The organism is Methylocystis sp. SC2, assembly GCF_000304315.1.
Lineage (GTDB): Bacteria > Pseudomonadota > Alphaproteobacteria > Rhizobiales > Beijerinckiaceae > Methylocystis.
In genome coordinates, this window is record NC_018485.1 from 2279988 (window position 1) to 2297812 (window position 17825).

15 protein-coding genes are annotated in these 17825 nt (G+C 63.6%); 9 read left to right on the forward strand and 6 right to left on the reverse strand.

The window, feature by feature from the left end; translation table 11 throughout:
• The first annotated feature begins 290 nt into the window (after positions 1–290).
• A complete protein-coding gene (locus tag BN69_RS20075) occupies positions 291–947 on the forward strand; it encodes a sensor histidine kinase (RefSeq protein WP_041926933.1) in 657 nt (218 codons plus the stop codon).
• A 185-nt stretch (positions 948–1132) separates the two neighbouring features.
• On the opposite strand, the gene BN69_RS11050 is transcribed toward BN69_RS20075, so the two are convergent.
• Positions 1133–2098 (reverse strand): LysR family transcriptional regulator, encoded by a 966-nt coding sequence (locus tag BN69_RS11050; RefSeq protein WP_014891695.1) that lies wholly within the window; start codon positions 2096–2098, stop codon positions 1133–1135.
• A gap of 247 nt (positions 2099–2345) precedes the next feature.
• Between BN69_RS11050 and BN69_RS11055 the strand changes: the two genes are divergently transcribed.
• Genes BN69_RS11055 through BN69_RS11070 form a run of 4 tightly spaced genes read left to right on the forward strand, consistent with a single transcriptional unit; the run spans position 2346 to position 5231 of the window.
• Positions 2346–3005, forward strand: a complete 660-nt coding sequence (locus tag BN69_RS11055) for a DUF938 domain-containing protein (protein ID WP_014891696.1) — start codon at positions 2346–2348, stop codon at positions 3003–3005.
• Between the two features lie 25 nt (positions 3006–3030).
• Positions 3031–3777: an SDR family NAD(P)-dependent oxidoreductase gene (locus tag BN69_RS11060; protein ID WP_014891697.1), complete on the forward strand. Its 747-nt coding sequence runs from the start codon at positions 3031–3033 to the stop codon at positions 3775–3777.
• Between the two features lie 33 nt (positions 3778–3810).
• Positions 3811–4434, forward strand: a complete 624-nt coding sequence (locus BN69_RS11065; RefSeq protein ID WP_014891698.1) for a DUF1326 domain-containing protein — start codon at positions 3811–3813, stop codon at positions 4432–4434.
• A 17-nt stretch (positions 4435–4451) separates the two neighbouring features.
• On the forward strand, positions 4452–5231 hold the full coding sequence (locus BN69_RS11070; protein ID WP_014891699.1) for a DUF2182 domain-containing protein: 780 nt from the start codon (positions 4452–4454) through the stop codon (positions 5229–5231).
• On the opposite strand, the gene BN69_RS19210 is transcribed toward BN69_RS11070, so the two are convergent.
• Complete coding sequence (locus BN69_RS19210) at positions 5222–5479, reverse strand: ATP:cob(I)alamin adenosyltransferase (RefSeq protein ID WP_014891700.1); 258 nt, start codon at positions 5477–5479, stop codon at positions 5222–5224. The two genes, BN69_RS11070 and BN69_RS19210, sit on opposite strands and share 10 nt — an antisense overlap.
• A 106-nt stretch (positions 5480–5585) precedes the next feature.
• Between BN69_RS19210 and BN69_RS11075 the strand changes: the two genes are divergently transcribed.
• Entirely contained in the window at positions 5586–6308 is a 723-nt protein-coding gene (locus BN69_RS11075) for a L,D-transpeptidase (RefSeq protein ID WP_014891701.1), read from the forward strand.
• 78 nt (positions 6309–6386) lie between these two features.
• Here BN69_RS11075 and BN69_RS11080 read toward each other — a convergent pair whose 3' ends face one another.
• A complete protein-coding gene (locus BN69_RS11080) occupies positions 6387–6911 on the reverse strand; it encodes a cob(I)yrinic acid a,c-diamide adenosyltransferase (protein WP_014891702.1) in 525 nt (174 codons plus the stop codon).
• Between the two features lie 324 nt (positions 6912–7235).
• Here BN69_RS11080 and hemA point away from each other — a divergent pair, with 324 nt between their 5' ends.
• Entirely contained in the window at positions 7236–8522 is a 1287-nt protein-coding gene (hemA, locus tag BN69_RS11085) for a 5-aminolevulinate synthase (protein WP_014891703.1), read from the forward strand.
• A gap of 161 nt (positions 8523–8683) precedes the next feature.
• On the opposite strand, the gene BN69_RS11090 is transcribed toward hemA, so the two are convergent.
• A complete protein-coding gene (locus tag BN69_RS11090; RefSeq protein WP_014891704.1) occupies positions 8684–9988 on the reverse strand; it encodes a UDP-glucose dehydrogenase family protein in 1305 nt (434 codons plus the stop codon).
• A gap of 173 nt (positions 9989–10161) precedes the next feature.
• A complete protein-coding gene (locus BN69_RS11095) occupies positions 10162–12444 on the reverse strand; it encodes an NADP-dependent malic enzyme (RefSeq protein WP_041927311.1) in 2283 nt (760 codons plus the stop codon).
• Positions 12445–12744: 300 nt separating this feature from the next.
• Here BN69_RS11095 and BN69_RS11105 point away from each other — a divergent pair, with 300 nt between their 5' ends.
• Positions 12745–13668 (forward strand): hypothetical protein, encoded by a 924-nt coding sequence (locus tag BN69_RS11105; RefSeq protein WP_014891706.1) that lies wholly within the window; start codon positions 12745–12747, stop codon positions 13666–13668.
• 135 nt (positions 13669–13803) lie between these two features.
• Here BN69_RS11105 and BN69_RS11110 read toward each other — a convergent pair whose 3' ends face one another.
• Positions 13804–14844: a DUF3616 domain-containing protein gene (locus BN69_RS11110; protein WP_158491311.1), complete on the reverse strand. Its 1041-nt coding sequence runs from the start codon at positions 14842–14844 to the stop codon at positions 13804–13806.
• 123 nt (positions 14845–14967) lie between these two features.
• Between BN69_RS11110 and mutS the strand changes: the two genes are divergently transcribed.
• Positions 14968–17649 carry a DNA mismatch repair protein MutS gene (gene mutS / locus BN69_RS11115; protein ID WP_014891708.1) on the forward strand — a complete coding sequence of 894 codons (2682 nt, stop codon included), beginning with the start codon at positions 14968–14970 and terminating at the stop codon, positions 17647–17649.
• Positions 17650–17825 lie beyond the last annotated feature (176 nt).

Genomic DNA, 17825 nt, shown 5'->3' on the forward strand with positions numbered 1-17825 from the left:
TTAGCGGACGTTTAATGCGGCTTTGGTTGAGTCGCTGACCGGTGAGGTCCGGGAAGAAGGAAAGAACAAGGACCAACTCGCGATGGCCTTGTTCTTTTCGCCGAACACGGAATCGTCGCCAGCGCGTTCACGTCGCCTCTGACCCTCTGCACAACGCGACCTACACGTCTGAGTTTGCTTCGAAAATTATCTGAACATAAAACAGCCAAGATAAATATGCTTGATACCAAAACAACTTACGGGATTGAGGCATAATCCTTTTGAATGTTGCATCAGACGGACCGCCGGAATTGAGGCGGGAAATAGCCTCGCTGAGAGCGCAGCTGGCCGCGTCGCAGCAGCGCTACGAAGAGATTTGCCATCGGATCAGAAACGAATTGCAGGTCTTATCGGCTCTCTTCGCCGCGCAGCGGAGACAGTGTGGCCATCCGGTACAATGCGACATCTGCGTTTCACGCATCTGCGCGACCGCGGCGCTCCACGGCGCGCTCGATACGAATGAGCATGAGATTTGCAGCCTCGGCTCTTTCGTCAGGCTTCTCGCCGAAACTCTGCATTCGGCATTTGACAGTCGTTATGAGAGCAGCGTGACCATAGACGGGGACTTCGAAATTGACTGCGCGCGCGCCAAAAGCGTCGGGCTTGTGGTCGTCGAAGCGACGGTAAATGCTCTTAAATACGCCTTCGTCGGTCTCGAGAAGGGCAGGATCGAAACGCGCGTCCGGTGTTTCCGGGGAGAGGTCGAGCTTGTCGTTGAAAACAACGGAGCGCCCTTTCGTTTGCAAGCATTGTCTCAGTCGACCAAAATTTCAGGAAAGGGCCTCACGCTCATGCGTGATATTGCGGCGCAACTCGACGGAGCCTTGGAGATCACGCCGAGTCCCATGGGAACTGCCCTGCGGCTCACTTTTCGGGTCGCTCCCGCAGCGATGCTAGGGGTTCGATAAGCCACGGCGATTTGCTCAAGCGCGCATTGCGGACGAACGCGCCAGCGCCAACAGGAGATTGCTCAGTCGATTGAGTCAGGCCGCGACCCGACGCGAGGGCGGGCCGCGTTCCCGCAGCGTGTCAATACAGCGCCTTCCAAGGCGACTGAGATCGCGCTGACTTGGCGCCTCGCAGAAATTCGGCCTTAGTGAATATGCGCCTTGGCGCCGCCGCCGGCGCTCGCATCGGCGTCGCTGTCGCGGCGGCAGGCCATCCGCACGCGTTCCCGCAACCACATATGCGCGTGATCTTTTTCGTGGCGCGGATGCCAAAGCATCATCAAGGCGTAGCGAGGCAGGTCGATCGGGATCGGCAGGATTTTGAGCGGAGCCAGTTTTACGAACTGCTCGGCCATCCGCTGGGGCAGACAGAGCATGAGGTCGGTCTTTTCGAGAATCCAGGGCGTCGTCAAGAAGTTCGGCAGGACAAGAAATATATTTCGACGGAGCCCCAACTTCGCGAGGCTGTCGTCGATGAGGCCGGTCCCAGCTTCCCGCCAGCTGATCAGCACATGCTTGCATTCCAGAAATTGCGCCAGACTGATCTCATCGCCCGGGACTGCCGCGTTGGATTTTCTTGTAAGGCAAACGATGCTCTCGCCCATCAATGGCTGCGAACAGACATGCGGCGCGCTGCCGAAGATTGCGTCGAAGCCGATCGCCAGATCGATATTGTCTTTCTCGAGCACGATGTGGAGCGGCCCGGTTATCGGCTGTCGAATTTGCACCTCGATATGCGGGGCGGTGCGGATTATCGACTCGGCGAGCGTCGGCAAGAGGGCGAAGCCGACGTAGTCGCTTGTGGAGATCACGAAGCGTCGCCGGCTGGTCGCGGGATCAAATTCTGGCGGCGGTTCGACGATCCTTTCGATCTCCCGAAGCACGGCCGCCGTCGGCTCCAGCAACGCAAGCGCGCGCGCCGTAGGGACCAGACCCGATGCGGACTTCACCAGTATCGGATCGTCGAGCTGGTCGCGCAGCCTGCGCAAAATATGGCTCATGGCCGGCTGGCTTAGACATAGCTTTTCTGCGGCGCGCGACACGTTCTTCTCTTCGAGAAGCGCCTTCAGCGCCAGCAACAGATTGAGGTCGAAAGACTTGAGATTGACCATCCTGTTGCCGCCTCTAGCGAATTGCGTCTGCTGTTCCGAACTCGTCGACGGCAGCTCGTCTAGGGGTTTCATTCCCCGAATGAGTTCATAAGATTTTTGAATTTTACCGCGTCGGCGCCGATCGATAAAGCTTTTGCCTGCTAGCCTGGAACAACACCCAAGAATGAAGGGCCGCGAAGCGTTGGAACCGCGCTTCCAGGCCGCGAGGCGAGCGGCGCAAAGCGTCGCGGTAAGCCGAGGAGGACCCATGTCCGTCAATGTGCCTGCAGACCGTCCGCCGATCGATCCGCATCCGCTCAGCGCCTATGTTGCATGGGCGGGGAATCGAAACCGTGATCCCATTCTCAACATGTTCAGAGTGATCTTTCCGAAAAGCGGCAATGTGCTGGAACTTGCGAGCGGCGCCGGCAACCACATCAGCTATTTCGCGCCGCATTTCCCGAATCTGTCGTTTCAGCCTTCCGACTATGACGTCCAAGTGTTCGATTCGATTAAGAAGAAGCGTGACGAAGCAGGCAGCAAGAACATCTTCGATCCGATCAAAATCGATCTGACGGAACCCCAGACCTGGCCCAGCGCGAGCGATCGGCTCTACGACGGCATTTTCGTGGTGAACCTTTTCCAGGTCGCGCCGGTCTCGATCTGCGACGGCATCGCTCAAGTCGCAGACCGCGTGTTGACCAAGGATGGCTTTCTCGCGATCTACGGACCCTTCAAGGTTGACGGCAATTATACGACAGAATCAAACGCCGCTTTCGATCAGGAGATTCTCGCGCCCAAGATCGCCGAATGGGGCCTTAAGGACGTGCGTGACCTCGAACGCGCCGCCAACGCACACAAAATCGCGCTCAAGAAAATCATGGACATGCCGGCGAACAACTTCATTCTTCTCTTTGGGCGCGCATGAGGGCGACCAAGAGAGTTGAGGCGCTATGACGCAAGGGGCGACGGCGAATAGAGGCGCCGCAATCGTGATTGGCGTCGGCGCCGCGTCGGGCCTCGGCGCGGCGCTGGCGCGACGTTTCGCGCGCGAAGGGCTCCGCGTCACGATCGCGGGCCGAACGCCGGAGCGGCTGCGGATCGTCGCCGAACAAATCGCCGCGACGGGCGGCGCGGTCGCGATCAAAGCCGCCGACGCTGCGCGCGACGCCGACGTCGCCGCGCTCTTCGACGAAGCGGACCGCGACGGCGACCTCACGCTCGTCGCCTACAATGTTGGGAATAATGTCGCCGCATCCGCTCAGGACACGACGCCCGAACTCTTCGAGCGCCTTTGGCGACAAAACGCTCTCGGCGGCTTCGTCGTCGGGCGGGAGGCCGCGAGGCGCTTCTCCCAGCGCGGGCAGGGCACGATCCTGTTCACCGGCGCGACGGCGTCCTTGCGCGCGCGTCCGCCCTTTCTTGCCTTCGCCGCCGCCAAGGCCGCCTTGCGAGCCGTCGCCCAAGGCCTTGCCCGCGAGTTCGGCGCCAAGGGCGTTCATGTCGCCCATATCGTCGTCGACGGCGTGATCGCGGGCGAATATGCGGCGACGACTTTCGCCGACTACGCGCGCTCGAAAGGCGCGGACGGCGTCCTTGCCGTTGACGACATCGCCGACGCCTATTGGGCGCTGCACTGTCAGAAGCGCAGCGCCTGGACTCACGAAATGGATCTTCGGCCCTTCAAGGAGCCTTTCTAGGTCCACACGTTACCGCGGCGGAGAAAGCAGAAAATGGCGACGCGAACAAAGTGGCGCTTTGTCGGCGACTATCTCGAGAACTGCAATTGCGACATCGTCTGTCCCTGCCTGGTCTCGACCAAGGCGATGATGGCGACGCCGACGCAAGGGTGCTGCGACAATATTTTGGCGTTCCACATCGATAAAGGCCATTATGGCGACGTGGCGCTGGATGGGCTGAACGTCGTGCTTGCGGCGCATGCGCCGGGCCCGATGGCGGAAGGCGACTGGACGCTCGCCGCCTATATCGACGAGCGCGCAACCGACGAACAGACCGCCGCTCTGGGCGCAATTTTCGGCGGCGAGGAAGGCGGACCGATGGCGGCCTTCGCGCCTTTGGTCGGAACCCATCTCGGCGTCAGGAAGACCTCGATCCATTACACGATCGAGGGCAAATCGCGTGCGGTCGAAATTCCGGGCGTTCTCGCCGTCGCCGTCGATCCGCTGGCGAGCATGCATCCGAGCGGCGAAATCTGGGGCATGACCGGGCATCCGCTCGCGCCGGAGAAAATCGCTTTCGGCGTCGGCCGCACGGGCAACCATTTCAGCGACCACGGCATGGACTGGAATAATTCAGGCCGGAACGGGCATTACGCGCCGATCGAGTGGTCGAATTGACGGATGGCGTCCCCCGCATGGAACAGACGCGCGTGGACCTGATCGCGCTTCAGCGCAACGCGATCCTGGCCATGCTGATCGCCTTGTCGGTCGCGGCCTGGGCGCTTCTGATCTGGCAAGGCGCAGGTCCTGACGCCCATGGCGGCATGGCCTCGCCGTCCATGGGACTCGGCGCGCCGCTCTTCATCGCTGTCTGGCTGGCGATGACGATCGCGATGATGTTTCCGACGGTGGCGCCGATGGCGCTGACCTTCCACAAGACGCAGGCCGCGCGCCGCAAAAGGGGACAGGCTTTTGTCGGCACATGGGCCTTCCTCGCCGGCTATTCTCTCGTCTGGATGGCGTCCGGCCTCCTCGCGTATATTGGCGCGCTCGCCGCGGAGGCTGGCGCCGCGCGTCTGGATCTTTCGGCGCCGGCGCAGGGGCGCATCGGCGGGTTGATCCTCATCGCCGCCGGGCTCTATCAGCTCACGCCGTTGAAAGAGCTCTGCCTGACCAAATGCCGCACGCCGATCGGCTTCATCATGACCTCCTGGCGCGAAGGGACGCTGGGCGCATTGCAGATGGGCGCGCATCACGGCGCCTGGTGCCTTGGCTGCTGCTGGCTGCTTTGCGCGATCATGTTTCCTCTCGGCATGATGAACGTCGCCGCGCTTGCGAGCGTGACGGCGATCGTTTTCGCCGAGAAGACCCTGCCATGGGGCCCCGCCGTGGCGCAGGCTATGGGCGTTATCATCTTCGTCTATGGTCTCTTGATGATGATCCAGCCTCAGGCGCTTCCGATTTTTCATGGATGATGGGGATCGCTGGGCCGCGCATGTCCGCTTTGCTGATCGGCAAGCCGCGCCAGCACGAACAATAAATCGCTCAGGCGATTGAGATGGCGAGCGCGCTCTCGGGCGCGGGCGACCGCTTCGAGCGCCGCGGTTTCGGCGCCGCCAGATGCCGGATCGAGCCGCCGCGCTTTGGCGTCGACGAGGCGCTGATTTGTAAAATCACCGCCACAGAATGACCGGAATTTCCGGTCAAAGCCGAGGTTCTTCACATTCCGAAAAGCAAGTGATGGCAAGGTCTCGGCTCAGCAAAGTCGTTCAGCGAGTTCGGGCCGGAGTATTCTTTGGTCGGCAACTGGACATGGGAACTCCAAAATCATGATCACGGACAATGGGATCGCCGACGCCGGCGAAGGAAACGTCGACGCGCCGCGCGGGCTCGCCCCGGCGCGTCTCAACCGCCGATCGTTTCTGGTCGGCTCCACCGCCGGGCTTGGCGCGGCGGGTCTTGGCGCGGCAGGCCTCGCCGGCTGCGCGTCCGACGACTTGGGCCGCGCCGAGGCGGCAAGGTTTTACGCCGCCGTGCCCAACGACAAATACCCGATCCCGGCGGTCGACATCGGCAAGCTTCATCCCAAATATTTTCGCAAGACCGTGCGCTACGAAACCAAGGAAGCGCCCGGCACGATTATCGTCGATCCCGCGAATTATTATGTTTACCGCGTCGAGGGCGACGGCAACGCCACCCGCTACGGCGCTAATGTCAGCCGTCCGGGGTTCCTGTGGAGCGGCGAGGTTTATGTCGGGCGCAAGGCCGAATGGCCCACCTGGACGCCGCCCAAGGAAATGATCGCGCGCCAGCCGGAGGCGCGCAAATATGCCGGCGGCATGCCGGGAGGTCTGGAGAATCCGCTCGGCGCCCGCGTGCTGTATCTATACAAGAACGGCGTCTACACAGTCTACACGATCTACAGCACCAGCGACCCCGAGACGATCGGGCAAGGCATAACGAGCGGCTGCACCGGCCTCCTCAGCCAGGACATGATCGACCTCTATTCGCGAACGCCGATCAAGACCAAGGTGGTCATGCTGCCGGCGTAGCCAACGGCGGCAATCCCCGGTCCAGGCGCCGGCGCCGGCCGCGCAAAGCGCTGCCCCGGCGCTGCGGCCCAAAGATCCTCATCCGCCGAGCATCCGGTCCGCGTGTCCACTGTGCAGATCCGCGAGCCGCGCCAGCGCGAACAATAAATCGCTCAGGCGATTGAGATAGGCGAGGGCGTTCTCCGGCGCCCGCGGTTCATCGAGCGCGGCGAGGCTGCGCTCGGCCCGCCGCGCGACGGCGCGGGCCATGTGGAGTCGCGCGCTCGCCTCGGCCTCTCCCGGATAGATGAAATCGCGCAAGGGCGGCAGCGCGTCGGTGGCGCGATCGATCTCGGCTTCGAGCGCCGCGGTCTCGGCGTCGTCGAAGACAAGATTAATCTGCCGCGCTTCGGCGCTGACGATGGCGCTGATCGTGTAGAGCGCCTTTTGCGCGCCGCTCAAAAGATCGTTCCCCTCGGGGAAGACGACGCGCGCGAGACCCAGGCTCGCGGACAATTCATCGAGATCGCCGACCGCCGCCACGCGCGGATCGAACTTCGCCGCCCGCCGGCCTGAGAAGAGACTCGTCTGGCCTCTGTCGCCTTTTTTCGTATAGAGCTTCATCGCCGTCACGCGCACCTCCGTCGCTTCGTCACCTCACGCGAGGCCGGATGGTCATCCCATAAACGCTTCCCGCGAAAAAGCCTCGGCGACGGCGGGGCGGGCGCCGCTTTGACGCCGCTGGGCGACGGCGCCATTGCGTGGCGCCATTGTTTTCATTGGCGGTGGCCCGGCGTTGCGCAAGAAAAGGGGCGTGGGCGCGTCATTCGGCCACTCGCCTTTCAGCTGCGGATCGGCTATGTAAGAAAACGTCCAAACTAGACGGCGGGCAGGACGGGGGCCCGTCGTCGGTTTCAGAGGCAAAGAGAAAAATCAAAGGGTTGGAGCATGGTCTATCGGCGTTACTTCGAGGCCGCCGTCTCCCGTCTAAAGGACGAGCGCCGCTACCGCGTCTTTGCGCATCTGGAGCGCGACGTCGAAGCTTTTCCACTCGCCAATTGGCATCGCGACGACGGCTCGGTCGAGCCCGTGACCATATGGTGCTCGAACGACTATCTCGGCATGGGTCAGCACCCTGACGTGATCGCCGCGATGGTCGACACGGCCGGCAGGGTCGGCGCGGGCGCCGGCGGCACCCGCAACATTTCCGGCACCAGCCACGCCATTGTCGAGCTTGAGCGCGAACTCGCCGATCTTCACGGCAAGGAAGCCGCGCTCGTCTTCACCTCGGGCTGGATCTCCAATCTCGCGGCGATCTCGACCATCGCCGACCTGCTTCCCAACTGCGTCATTCTGTCCGACGCCTCGAATCATAATTCGATGATCGAAGGCGTGAAGCGCTCGCGCGCCGAGAAGAAGATCTTTCGCCATAACGATCTCGCGCATCTCGAAGAGCTGCTGATCGAGGCGGGCGATCGGCCCAAGCTCGTCGTCTTCGAAAGCCTCTATTCGATGAACGGCAATATCGCGCCGGTCGGCGACATCGTCGCGCTCGCCGAGCGCTATGGCGCGATGACCTATGTCGATGAGGTGCATGCGGTCGGCATGTATGGCGCGCGCGGCGGCGGCGTCTGCGAACGCGAAGGCGTGATGGCGCGCGTCCATGTGATCGAAGGCACGCTCGCCAAGGGCTTCGGCACCATGGGCGGCTATATCGCCGGCGACGCCGTGATCATTGACGCGATCCGGTCCTACGCGGCCTCCTTCATCTTCACGACGGCGTTGCCGCCGGCGGTCGCCGCCGCGGCCTGCGCTGCGGTGCGCCTGCTCAAGCGCCGGCCGGATCTGCGCGCGGCGCATCAGCGCGCCTCGCATATCACCAAGCACGCCCTCGCCGCCGCCGGCCTGCCCGTATTGGAAAACGGCTCGCATATCGTGCCGGTGATGGTGCGCGACGCCGAGCTCTGCAAGGCGGCGAGCGACATGCTGCTGGATCGCCACTCGATCTACATCCAGCCGATCAACTATCCGACGGTGGCCAAGGGAAGCGAGCGGCTGCGCGTCACGCCGACGCCCTGCCACACGCCCGCGCATATCGCGAACCTCGTCGAGTCGCTCGTCGACGTCTGGCGCACGCTCGGCATTCCCTTCGTCGAGCCGCCGGCGCATCTCCATGTCGAGGAGAAGAGCGACGGGAAGTGCACCTATCCCGAGATCAAACTCGCGGCGCAGTAGGCGTCGCTCACAGACGCAAAAAAGCGCTGGCCCATGGCCGGCGCTTTGTTCTTTGTGAGGTCGCCGCGAGAGGTCGCCCGCCTTGCGGGAGACCATCCACGCATCGAGCAGCTCGCGAACGGCTCTCGTCCGTCATTCCGCAAGCCTCCGCGCGATTCCTCTCACGTCCGCCCCACGCTCACATAGGTGAAGCCGCGCTTGCGCACGTCGCCCGGGCGATAGACATTGCGCAGATCGACGATGATCGGCTGCTTCAGGAGGCTCTTCACCCGGTCGAGATCGAGCGCGCGGAAGGCGTCCCACTCGGTGACGATCGCAAGCGCGTCGGCGCCTTCCAGCGCCGAATAGGCGTTGTCGTGGAAGGTCACCTCCGGCATCAGCGGACGCGCCTGCGCCATGCTCTCGGGATCGTAGGCGTGCACCTGCGCGCCGTCGCCGGCCAGCGAGGCGACGATGGCGAGCGACGGCGCGTCGCGCATGTCGTCGGTGTTGGGCTTGAAGGCCAATCCCAGGAGCGCGATCTTTTTGCCGCGGACCGAGCCGCCGAGCGCATGAATCACCTTGCGCGCCATCGCCCGCTTGCGCGCGTCGTTGACCGCGACCACCGTCTCGACGATGCGCAGCGCCGCGCCTTCGTCCTGTCCGGTCTTGATCAGCGCCAGCGTGTCCTTCGGAAAGCAGGAGCCGCCATAGCCCGGGCCGGCGTGCAGGAATTTCGCGCCGATGCGCTTGTCGAGGCCGATGCCGCGCGCGACCTCCTGCACGTCGGCGCCGACCTTTTCGCATAGATCGGCGATCTCGTTGATGAAGGTGATCTTGGTCGCAAGAAACGCGTTGGCGGCGTATTTGGTGAGCTCCGACGTGCGGCGCCCGACGAAGACCAGCGGCGGCGCGTTCAGCGACAGCGGACGATAGATTTCCTCCATCACCTCACGGGCGCGCGGATCCTCGACGCCGATGACGACGCGGTCGGGGCGTTTAAAATCCTCGATCGCCGCGCCTTCGCGCAGGAATTCAGGATTGGAGACGACGGTGAAATCGGCGTCCGGATTGACTTCGCGCATGATGCGCTCGACCTCGTCGCCGGTGCCGACCGGAACGGTCGATTTGTTGACGACGACCGTGAATCCTTCAAGCGCCTTGGCGATGGTCTGTGCGGCGGCGTAGACGAAGGACAGATCCGCATGGCCGTCGCCGCGCCGCGACGGCGTGCCGACCGCGATGAACACCGCGTCGGCGCCTTTGACCGCCGGTTCGAGTTCGGTGGTGAAGGACAGGCGGTTCTGTTCGACGTTATTGGCGACGAGTTCGTCGAGGCCGGGCTCAAAGATCGGAATCTCGCCGCACTTCAGGCGCTCGATCTTGCTCGCATCGGCGTCGACGCAAATGACGTTATGGCCGAAGTCGGCGAAACAGGCGCCCGAGACCAGACCCACGTAACCAGAGCCAATCATCGTAATGTTCATCAATCGCCTCTTTGCTGACCGCCGCATGACGCGCCGGTCTTCCCATGCTCAGGATACAGTGGCGCCGCCGGGAGCAAAATGATCGCCGCGTCGCGGATAGCCAGCTTACAGTCCGAAGGAGGAAATCCATTCCGTCCGCTGACGCGAGCGATTCATTCTCTTGCGCAAACGAATCACCCGCCGACGCCGAAGGCGGCGAGCGCCGCCATATTGACGATCTCCGTGTCCGTCGCGCCGAGTTGGACGATTTGAACCGGTTTGTCGAGTCCGACGATCAGCGGACCGAGCACGGTCGCGCCGCCCAGTTCCTGTAACATTTTTGTCGAAATAGCCGCCGAATGAAACGCTGGCATGACAAGGACGTTCGCCGTATCGGTGAGTCGCGAAAACGGATAGGCGCTCATGAGATCCTTGTTGAGCGCGATGTCCGCGCCCATCTCGCCCTCATATTCGAAGTCGACGCGCCGCTGGTCGAGAACGTTGACCGCCTGATGCACGCGCGCCGTGCGCTCGCCCGGCGGATAGCCGAATGTCGAAAAGGCCAGCATGGCGACTCGCGGCTCGAGTCCGATGCGGCGCGCAACGCCGGCCGCCTCGATGGCGATTTCGGCAAGTTCGTGGGCGTCGGGCATTTCGGTGATCGCCGTATCCGCGACGACGACGACGCGGCCGTTGGCGAGAATGATCGACGCGCCGATGACGCGATGGCCAGGCTTGTGGTCGATGACGCGGCGCACGTCTTCAAGCGCATGGGAGAAATTGCGCGTCACGCCCGTCACCATGGCGTCGGCGTCGCCCTGCGCCACCATCGCGGCGGCAAAATGATTGCGGTCCTGATTGATCAGCCGTTGGCAGTCGCGCATCAGAAAGCCCTTGCGCTGCAGGCGCTCGAACAGGAACTGCGCATAGACGGCGTTGCGGTTCGAGAGTTTGGCGTTGTGGATTTCGATCTCTGCGGGAAGTTCAAGGCCGGCGTTTTCCGCCGCCTCCACGACCCGATCCTCCCGGCCGACAAGCACGGCGCGTCCAAAGCCCTGATTGACGAAGGCGAGCGCGGCGCGGATCACCTGCTCCTCTTCGCCCTCGGCGAAGACGACGCGCTTGGGATCACGCCGCACGCGTTCGTGAATCGTCTGCATCAGCCCGGCGATCGGATCGCGGCGCGCCGATAGCTCGGCGCGATAGGCCTTCATGTCGACGATGGGGCGGCGTGCGACGCCGCTGTCCATCGCCGCCAGCGCCACCGCGGGCGGAATGATGGAGATCAGGCGCGGGTCGAAGGGCGCCGGGATGAGATAGTCGCGGCCGAAACGCGGCCGGGCCCCACGGTAGGCGTTGGCGACTTCGTCCGGCACGTCCTCGCGCGCGAGATCGGCGAGCGCCTTCGTCGCAGCGATCTTCATCTCCATGTTGATCGTCTTGGCGCGCACGTCGAGCGCGCCCCGGAAAATGTAGGGAAAGCCGAGGACGTTATTGATCTGGTTGGGGTAGTCGGAACGGCCGGTGGCGATGATTACGTCGGCGCGCGTGGCGCGCGCTTCTTCCGGCGTGATCTCGGGGTCGGGGTTGGCCATGGCGAAGACGATCGGATTATCCGCCATGCTGCGAAGCATGTGCGGCGTCAGGGCGCCCTTGACGGAGAGTCCGTAGAAGACGTCGGCGCCTTCCAGCGCCTCGGCGAGCGTGCGCGCTTTGGTGTCGACGGCGTGCGCGCTCTTCCACTGGTTCATCCCCTCCTGGCGGCCGCGATAGACGACGCCCTTGGTGTCGCACAGGATGACATTGCGCGGATCGAAACCCATGGCCTTGGCGAGATCGAGACAGGCGATGCCGGCGGCGCCAGCGCCATTGCAGACGAGTCTCGCCGATCCGATATCGCGGCCCGTCAGCAGCAGCGCGTTGAGCATGCCGGCGGCGGAGATGATCGCCGTGCCGTGCTGATCGTCATGAAACACCGGGATGTCCATGAGGTCGCGTAGCCGCTCCTCGATGACGAAACATTCCGGGGCCTTGATGTCTTCGAGATTGACGCCGCCGAATGAGGGGCCGAGATACCGCACGGCGTTGACGAAGGCGTCGACCTCCTTGGCATCGATCTCGAGATCAATGGAGTCGATGTCGGCGAACCGCTTGAACAGCGCGGCCTTGCCTTCCATCACCGGCTTCGCCGCCAGCGCGCCGAGATCGCCGAGCCCGAGGATCGCGGTGCCGTTGGTGATGACGGCGACCATATTGCCGCGGGTCGTGTAATCGAACGCCGCGGAAGGATCCTTGGCGATGGCCAGCACCGGCGCGGCGACGCCCGGCGAATAGGCGAGCGACAGGTCGCGCTGAGTCGCCATCGGCTTCGAGGCGACGACGGCGAGCTTGCCGGGCCGGCCGCGCGAATGAAACAGCAGCGCCTCCTTATCCGATATCGTCGCGCGCTGTTCCCCTTCCGCACGATTACCCGCCATGTCGTCGGCCATCTCCGCCCCTTTGCTGTTGCGACGCAACACGGCGACCATAACCGGAGCGTGGCGGCGTCCACAAGCGCTCGCCGATCAGGGCGGCCGCGCAAAGCGGCACGGAACAATGACGAAGCGTCAGCGTTTTAGGGCATGCGCGGCTGTCCATGCGGCGGCCGAGGTCAGGATTCCGAAAAGCAGCGGTCGAAGCGGAGGTTTCAAAATGAATGGCATCATTTATCTCGTCGGACTCATCGTCGTCGTCCTGGCGATTTTATCCTTTCTTGGTCTGCGCTGAGGAGACATCAGATGACTGACTTCGCGCAAACCGGATTCGGCGTCAGGCCCCGCGGCGAAACGGCGGCCGTGACGGCCGCCCAAGAGATGTCGGGCCGCTCGACCAACACGGATTGGGCGGCCATCATCGCCGGCGCCGTGATCGCCGGCGCGATTTCCTTCATCATGGGGGCGTTCGGTTCGGCGATCGGCCTGTCGATGACGTCGCCTTATGGCGGCGCGTCCTTGATTGTCCATCTGATCGCGCTGACGCTCTGGGTGCTCTGGGTCACCGTTTCGAGCTTTGCGGTCGGCGGCTACGTCACGGGACGGCTGCGCCGGCGCGCCGGAGACGCTTCGCAAGAAGAGGTGGAAGTGCGCGACGGCGTCCATGGCCTGGTGCTCTGGGCCGCGGCGATCGTGGTGTTCGCGCTGATCGCTGGCGCCTCGATATTCCAGCTTGCGAAGAGCGGCGTTTCCGCCGCGGCGTCTGCGGAAGGCGCAAGAAGCGAAACGTCAGCGCTTGCGCCCACGGTGACTCCGGTCGAGGAGCGTGTCGATTTCTTGTTGCGCGGCGATGGCGACGTGAACGCGCGGGGCGTGACGATGCCGGCCGAATATCCGCGCGCGATCGTCAAGCGCATCGTCGAGCGCGGCTTGGCGACAGGCGAAATCTCCGGTGAAGATCGCGCCTATCTCGTCAATGTTCTCGCTTCTCGCTCCGGCCTCGCGCCGCTGGAAGCGGAAAGGCGCGTGGATCTGAGCGCCGAACGCCTGCGCGAAGATCAGGCGAAGGCGAAGGAGGCCGCCGAGACCGCGCGCAAAACCGGCATCCTGCTCGCCTTCCTTTCCGCGGCGACAATGCTCATCGGCGCGGTGGCGGCTTGGTACGGCGCGACGCTCGGCGGGCGCCATCGCGATGAAAACGTCGGCGTCGCGGCGTTCTCCCGCTTCTAACTGGAGGTGTGAAATGTTCCGCTCAATCTTGCTGTGGATGCTCGGGATTCCGATACCGATCATCATCCTGCTGGCGCTCTGGCGCTAACATATGATGCGAGAAAGCCCCGGAAGCGCGTTCTTCCGGGGCTTCTCTTATGGCTTGCGGGGAATGTCGAAGACCAGCGGCGCGCCGTCTTCGCCGCCATCCGAGAGCACGAGAAGGCGGAAACGCTCGGGCGTTGCGTCGAGCGCCGTGACGGCTTCAGGCTTGATGAGGTAGTTCTTCTTATCTCGGGGCGCACCGTCCAAATCCAGGATCGCAAGTTCGCTTGCTTGCGCGACGCCTTGACGAGGCTGCTCAATTCTGAAAATCGAATAGCTCGAGGCCTGCTCGTCGTCGTCCGGGCCCACAAGCGCGAGGAGCGCGTCGCCGGCGAATGTCAGATCGCGAATGGCGCGTTTTTTTCCGACGCGTATGCGGCCAACGCTCGGCGCGGCGTCGCCGCCTTCAAACAGGGCTTTCGCGTCAACGCCGACGATCAACGCCTCGCCGTTGATCGCCGGGCCGCGGAAGCCAAAATAGAGTCGTCCGTCCTTGGCCGCGACCCCTTCTATGTTGACGCCCTGTTTGCCTTTCAGATGTTTCGCATCTTTAGGCGGGTCGTCGCCGAGGCAGGCCTGCGGACCGGCGTGACCGGCGAATTCCGGCAGCCGTTCAATGATGTTCCAGAGCTCGTGTCTGGGCTCGATCGGTCCCGGCAGTCGCTTTGCGCTATCGGCGCGAAAACGTAGCACGGTCCTGTTCGCGAGATGGTCCTCGCAGGTCTTTCGCTTCACCGAGTGGGATCCGACAATATAGAAAAAATTGCCGTCGGCTGCGGCGCCCTCGGCGTCGAATTCCTCTGAAGCGATCGGCAGTGAAAAAGGCGAGCCGGGCGTCAATCGCCCCTCCGTCAAGCGCGCGAAAGCGGCCTCATGTCCTTCGTCTGTGACGATGAGGCAAAAATCCGGCGCGTTCGGCGCGCAGACAAGGCCGCTGACGTTCGCCCGCTCCTTGCCCTCTGGAAAGACAGGCGGTGAAACGCGCCACGGTTTGGGGGATTCCGGCGCGATGCGCTCCGCGGCGAAAGCGGCCGAAGACAGCCAAGCGGCGGCCATCACAATTACGAGAAGACGAGAGACGACGCAAATCATCGTTGTCTCCAATAATAAAATGACAAAGCAATACGCCAGTCTAAGCGGAAATGGACCCGTCGTCCACATGCAAGCGCATGCCTCGCGTGGCGCTCGCGCGGCGAGGACGTTACACTGGCGGAGATGAAGCACGCCGCGCCCGCCTCAGCCGAAAAGCCCCAGGACAGAACGCCGACGCAGGCGACGCCGATGATCGCCCAATATATCGAGATCAAGGCGGCGAACGCCGATTGCCTGCTCTTCTATCGCATGGGCGATTTCTACGAACTGTTCTTTGAAGACGCACAGACGGCGTCGCGGGCGCTCGGCATCATGCTGACGAAGCGCGGCAAGCATCTGGGCGAAGACATTCCGATGTGCGGCGTGCCGGTGGAGCGCGCCAACGACTATCTGCAAAAACTCATTGCGCTCGGACATCGCGTCGCCGTCTGCGAGCAGATCGAAGATCCGGCGGAAGCTAAAAAACGCGGGGCGAAATCGGTGGTGCGGCGCGACGTCGTGCGGCTTGTCACGCCCGGCACGATCACCGAAGACGCGCTGCTCGATCCGGCGCGACCGAACGCGTTTTTGGCGATGGCGCGCTTGCGCGGGGAGGACGGGCGCTGGCGATACGGACTTGCAAGCGTCGACATCTCGACAGGCGCCTTTACGGTCTGCGAGCGCGAAGAGAATGCCCTTGGCGCCGAGATCGCGCGTCTGGAGCCGCGCGAAATCATCGCCGCCGACGCGCTGTGCAGGGATCCGTCGCTTGCGGCGGTCTTCGAAGCGACAGGCGCGCCCATCGCGCCGATCGGCCGCGACGTCGGCGACGGCGCCGACGCGGCGCGACGCCTCATGAATTTCTATGCCGTCGCGACGCTCGAAGGTTTTGGCGCCTTCAGCGACTGTGAACTCGCCGCCGCCGCGACGGCGATTCTCTATGTCGAGCGCACGCAAAAGGGACAGCGCCCGGCGCTTTCGCGTCCGGCAAGTCTGCGCGCGCTGACGGCCCTTGAAATCGACGCGGCGACGCGCTCCAATCTCGAACTGACGCGCACGCTGTCCGGCGCGCGCGAGGGCTCGCTGCTCTCTGTCGTCGACCTCACCGTCACGCCCGGCGGCGCGAGACTCTTGGCCGAGCGGATCGCGGCGCCCTTGACCGACGCGCGATCGATCGCGGCGCGTCTCGACGCCGTCGCCTGGCTTTTCGAAAAGTCGGATCTGCGCGCCGCGCTTCGCGCCAAGCTCGCGCGCGCGCCGGATCTTTCTCGCGCCGTGTCGCGTCTTTCGCTGGAGCGCGGCGGCCCGCGCGATCTTGCAAGCGTCGGCGTCGCGCTGGACGCTGCGCAGGACATTGCGGGCCTTTTCGCGCAGCTCGATCCCCCAATGGAGATCGCTGCGGCGGCCCAAACGCTGTCTCACGCGGACATCGCGCTCGCCGGCGAAATCGCCGCGGCCTTGAAAGACAGCCTGCCGCTCGACAGGCGCAACGGCGATTTCATTCGCGAGGGGCGCGACTCCGAGTTGGATGAAGCGAGACGGCTACGCGACGCAAGCCGTAAGGTGATCGCCGAGCTGCAGGGGCGATATGCCGAACTCACCGAGACGAAGCTCAAAATCAAGCACAATAATTTTCTCGGCTTCTTCCTAGAAGTGTCGCTGGCGCAAGGCGAAAGGCTGCTGCGACCGCCTTTCGACGCGACCTTCACGCATCGTCAGACCATGGCCGACGCGATGCGGTTCTCGACGCGCGAACTCGTCGAACTCGAAGCGAAGATCGCTTCGGCGGCCGATCGCGCCCTGGCGCGCGAATTGGCGATCTTCGACGCGCTGGTCGCGGGCGTTTGCGCGCGCGCAGAGGACTTGCGGCGTCTCGCCGAGGCGTTCGCGCGGCTCGATCTCTACGGCGCGCTCGCCGAAGTCGCAGAAAAACGCGGCTGGACCCGGCCAATGATCGACGCGTCGCTCGATTTCGAGATTGTTGGCGGCCGACATCCTGTCGTTGAAGCTTCGCTGCAGTCGCAAGGCAAGGCATTCGCCGCGAACGACTGTGATCTTTGCGGAACCGAGGGCGGCCGAATCGCCGTCGTCACCGGGCCGAACATGGCCGGCAAGTCGACCTATCTGCGTCAGAACGCGCTCATCGCGCTCCTCGCGCAGACGGGCTCCTACGTTCCCGCGCAGTCGGCCCGCATTGGCGTCATCGACAGGCTGTTCTCGCGCGTCGGCGCCTCGGATGATCTCGCGCGCGGGCGCTCGACCTTCATGGTCGAGATGGTCGAAACCGCGGCGATCCTGAACTGTGCGACGCCGCGCTCGCTAGTCATTCTCGACGAGATCGGACGCGGCACGGCGACGTTCGACGGACTGTCGATCGCCTGGGCGACGATTGAACATCTGCATGAAGTCAATCGCTCGCGTGCGATCTTCGCCACGCATTTTCATGAGCTGACGCAGCTTGCGAAGCGGCTGCCGCGGCTCGTCAATCTGACGATGAAGGTGACCGATCACGCCGGCGATGTGGTGTTTCTGCATGAGGTGATCAGAGGCGCGGCCGACCGCTCCTATGGCGTGCATGTCGCGCAGCTCGCCGGCCTGCCGGCGAGCGTCGTCGCGCGTGCGCATGCGATCCTCGCCGAGCTGGAAGCGGCCGACCGACGTGCGCCGGTCGAGACCTTGATCGACGATCTGCCGCTCTTCGCCCGCCTCGCTGAGGCGTCGGCGCCGAAGGACGCGCTGCGCGACGCGCTTCAAGAGATTGATCCGGACCTGATGAGCCCGCGCGAAGCGCTCGCCGCGCTCTATGAATTGAAGAAAAAACTCTGAAAGCTTTTTTGTGGTTTTAAGCCAAGCTTAAGGGCTCGTGACTAAGTCGCAGACCGCGCTGCGTTCGAAGCACACACTCAAATCCATCGAGCCCCGTTGCGTTCTTCCATCGACGCCAGGACGCGTCGAATGAAGGCGCAAGGATTGGGCCTATACGCCGGCGCCGCCTGCGGCCT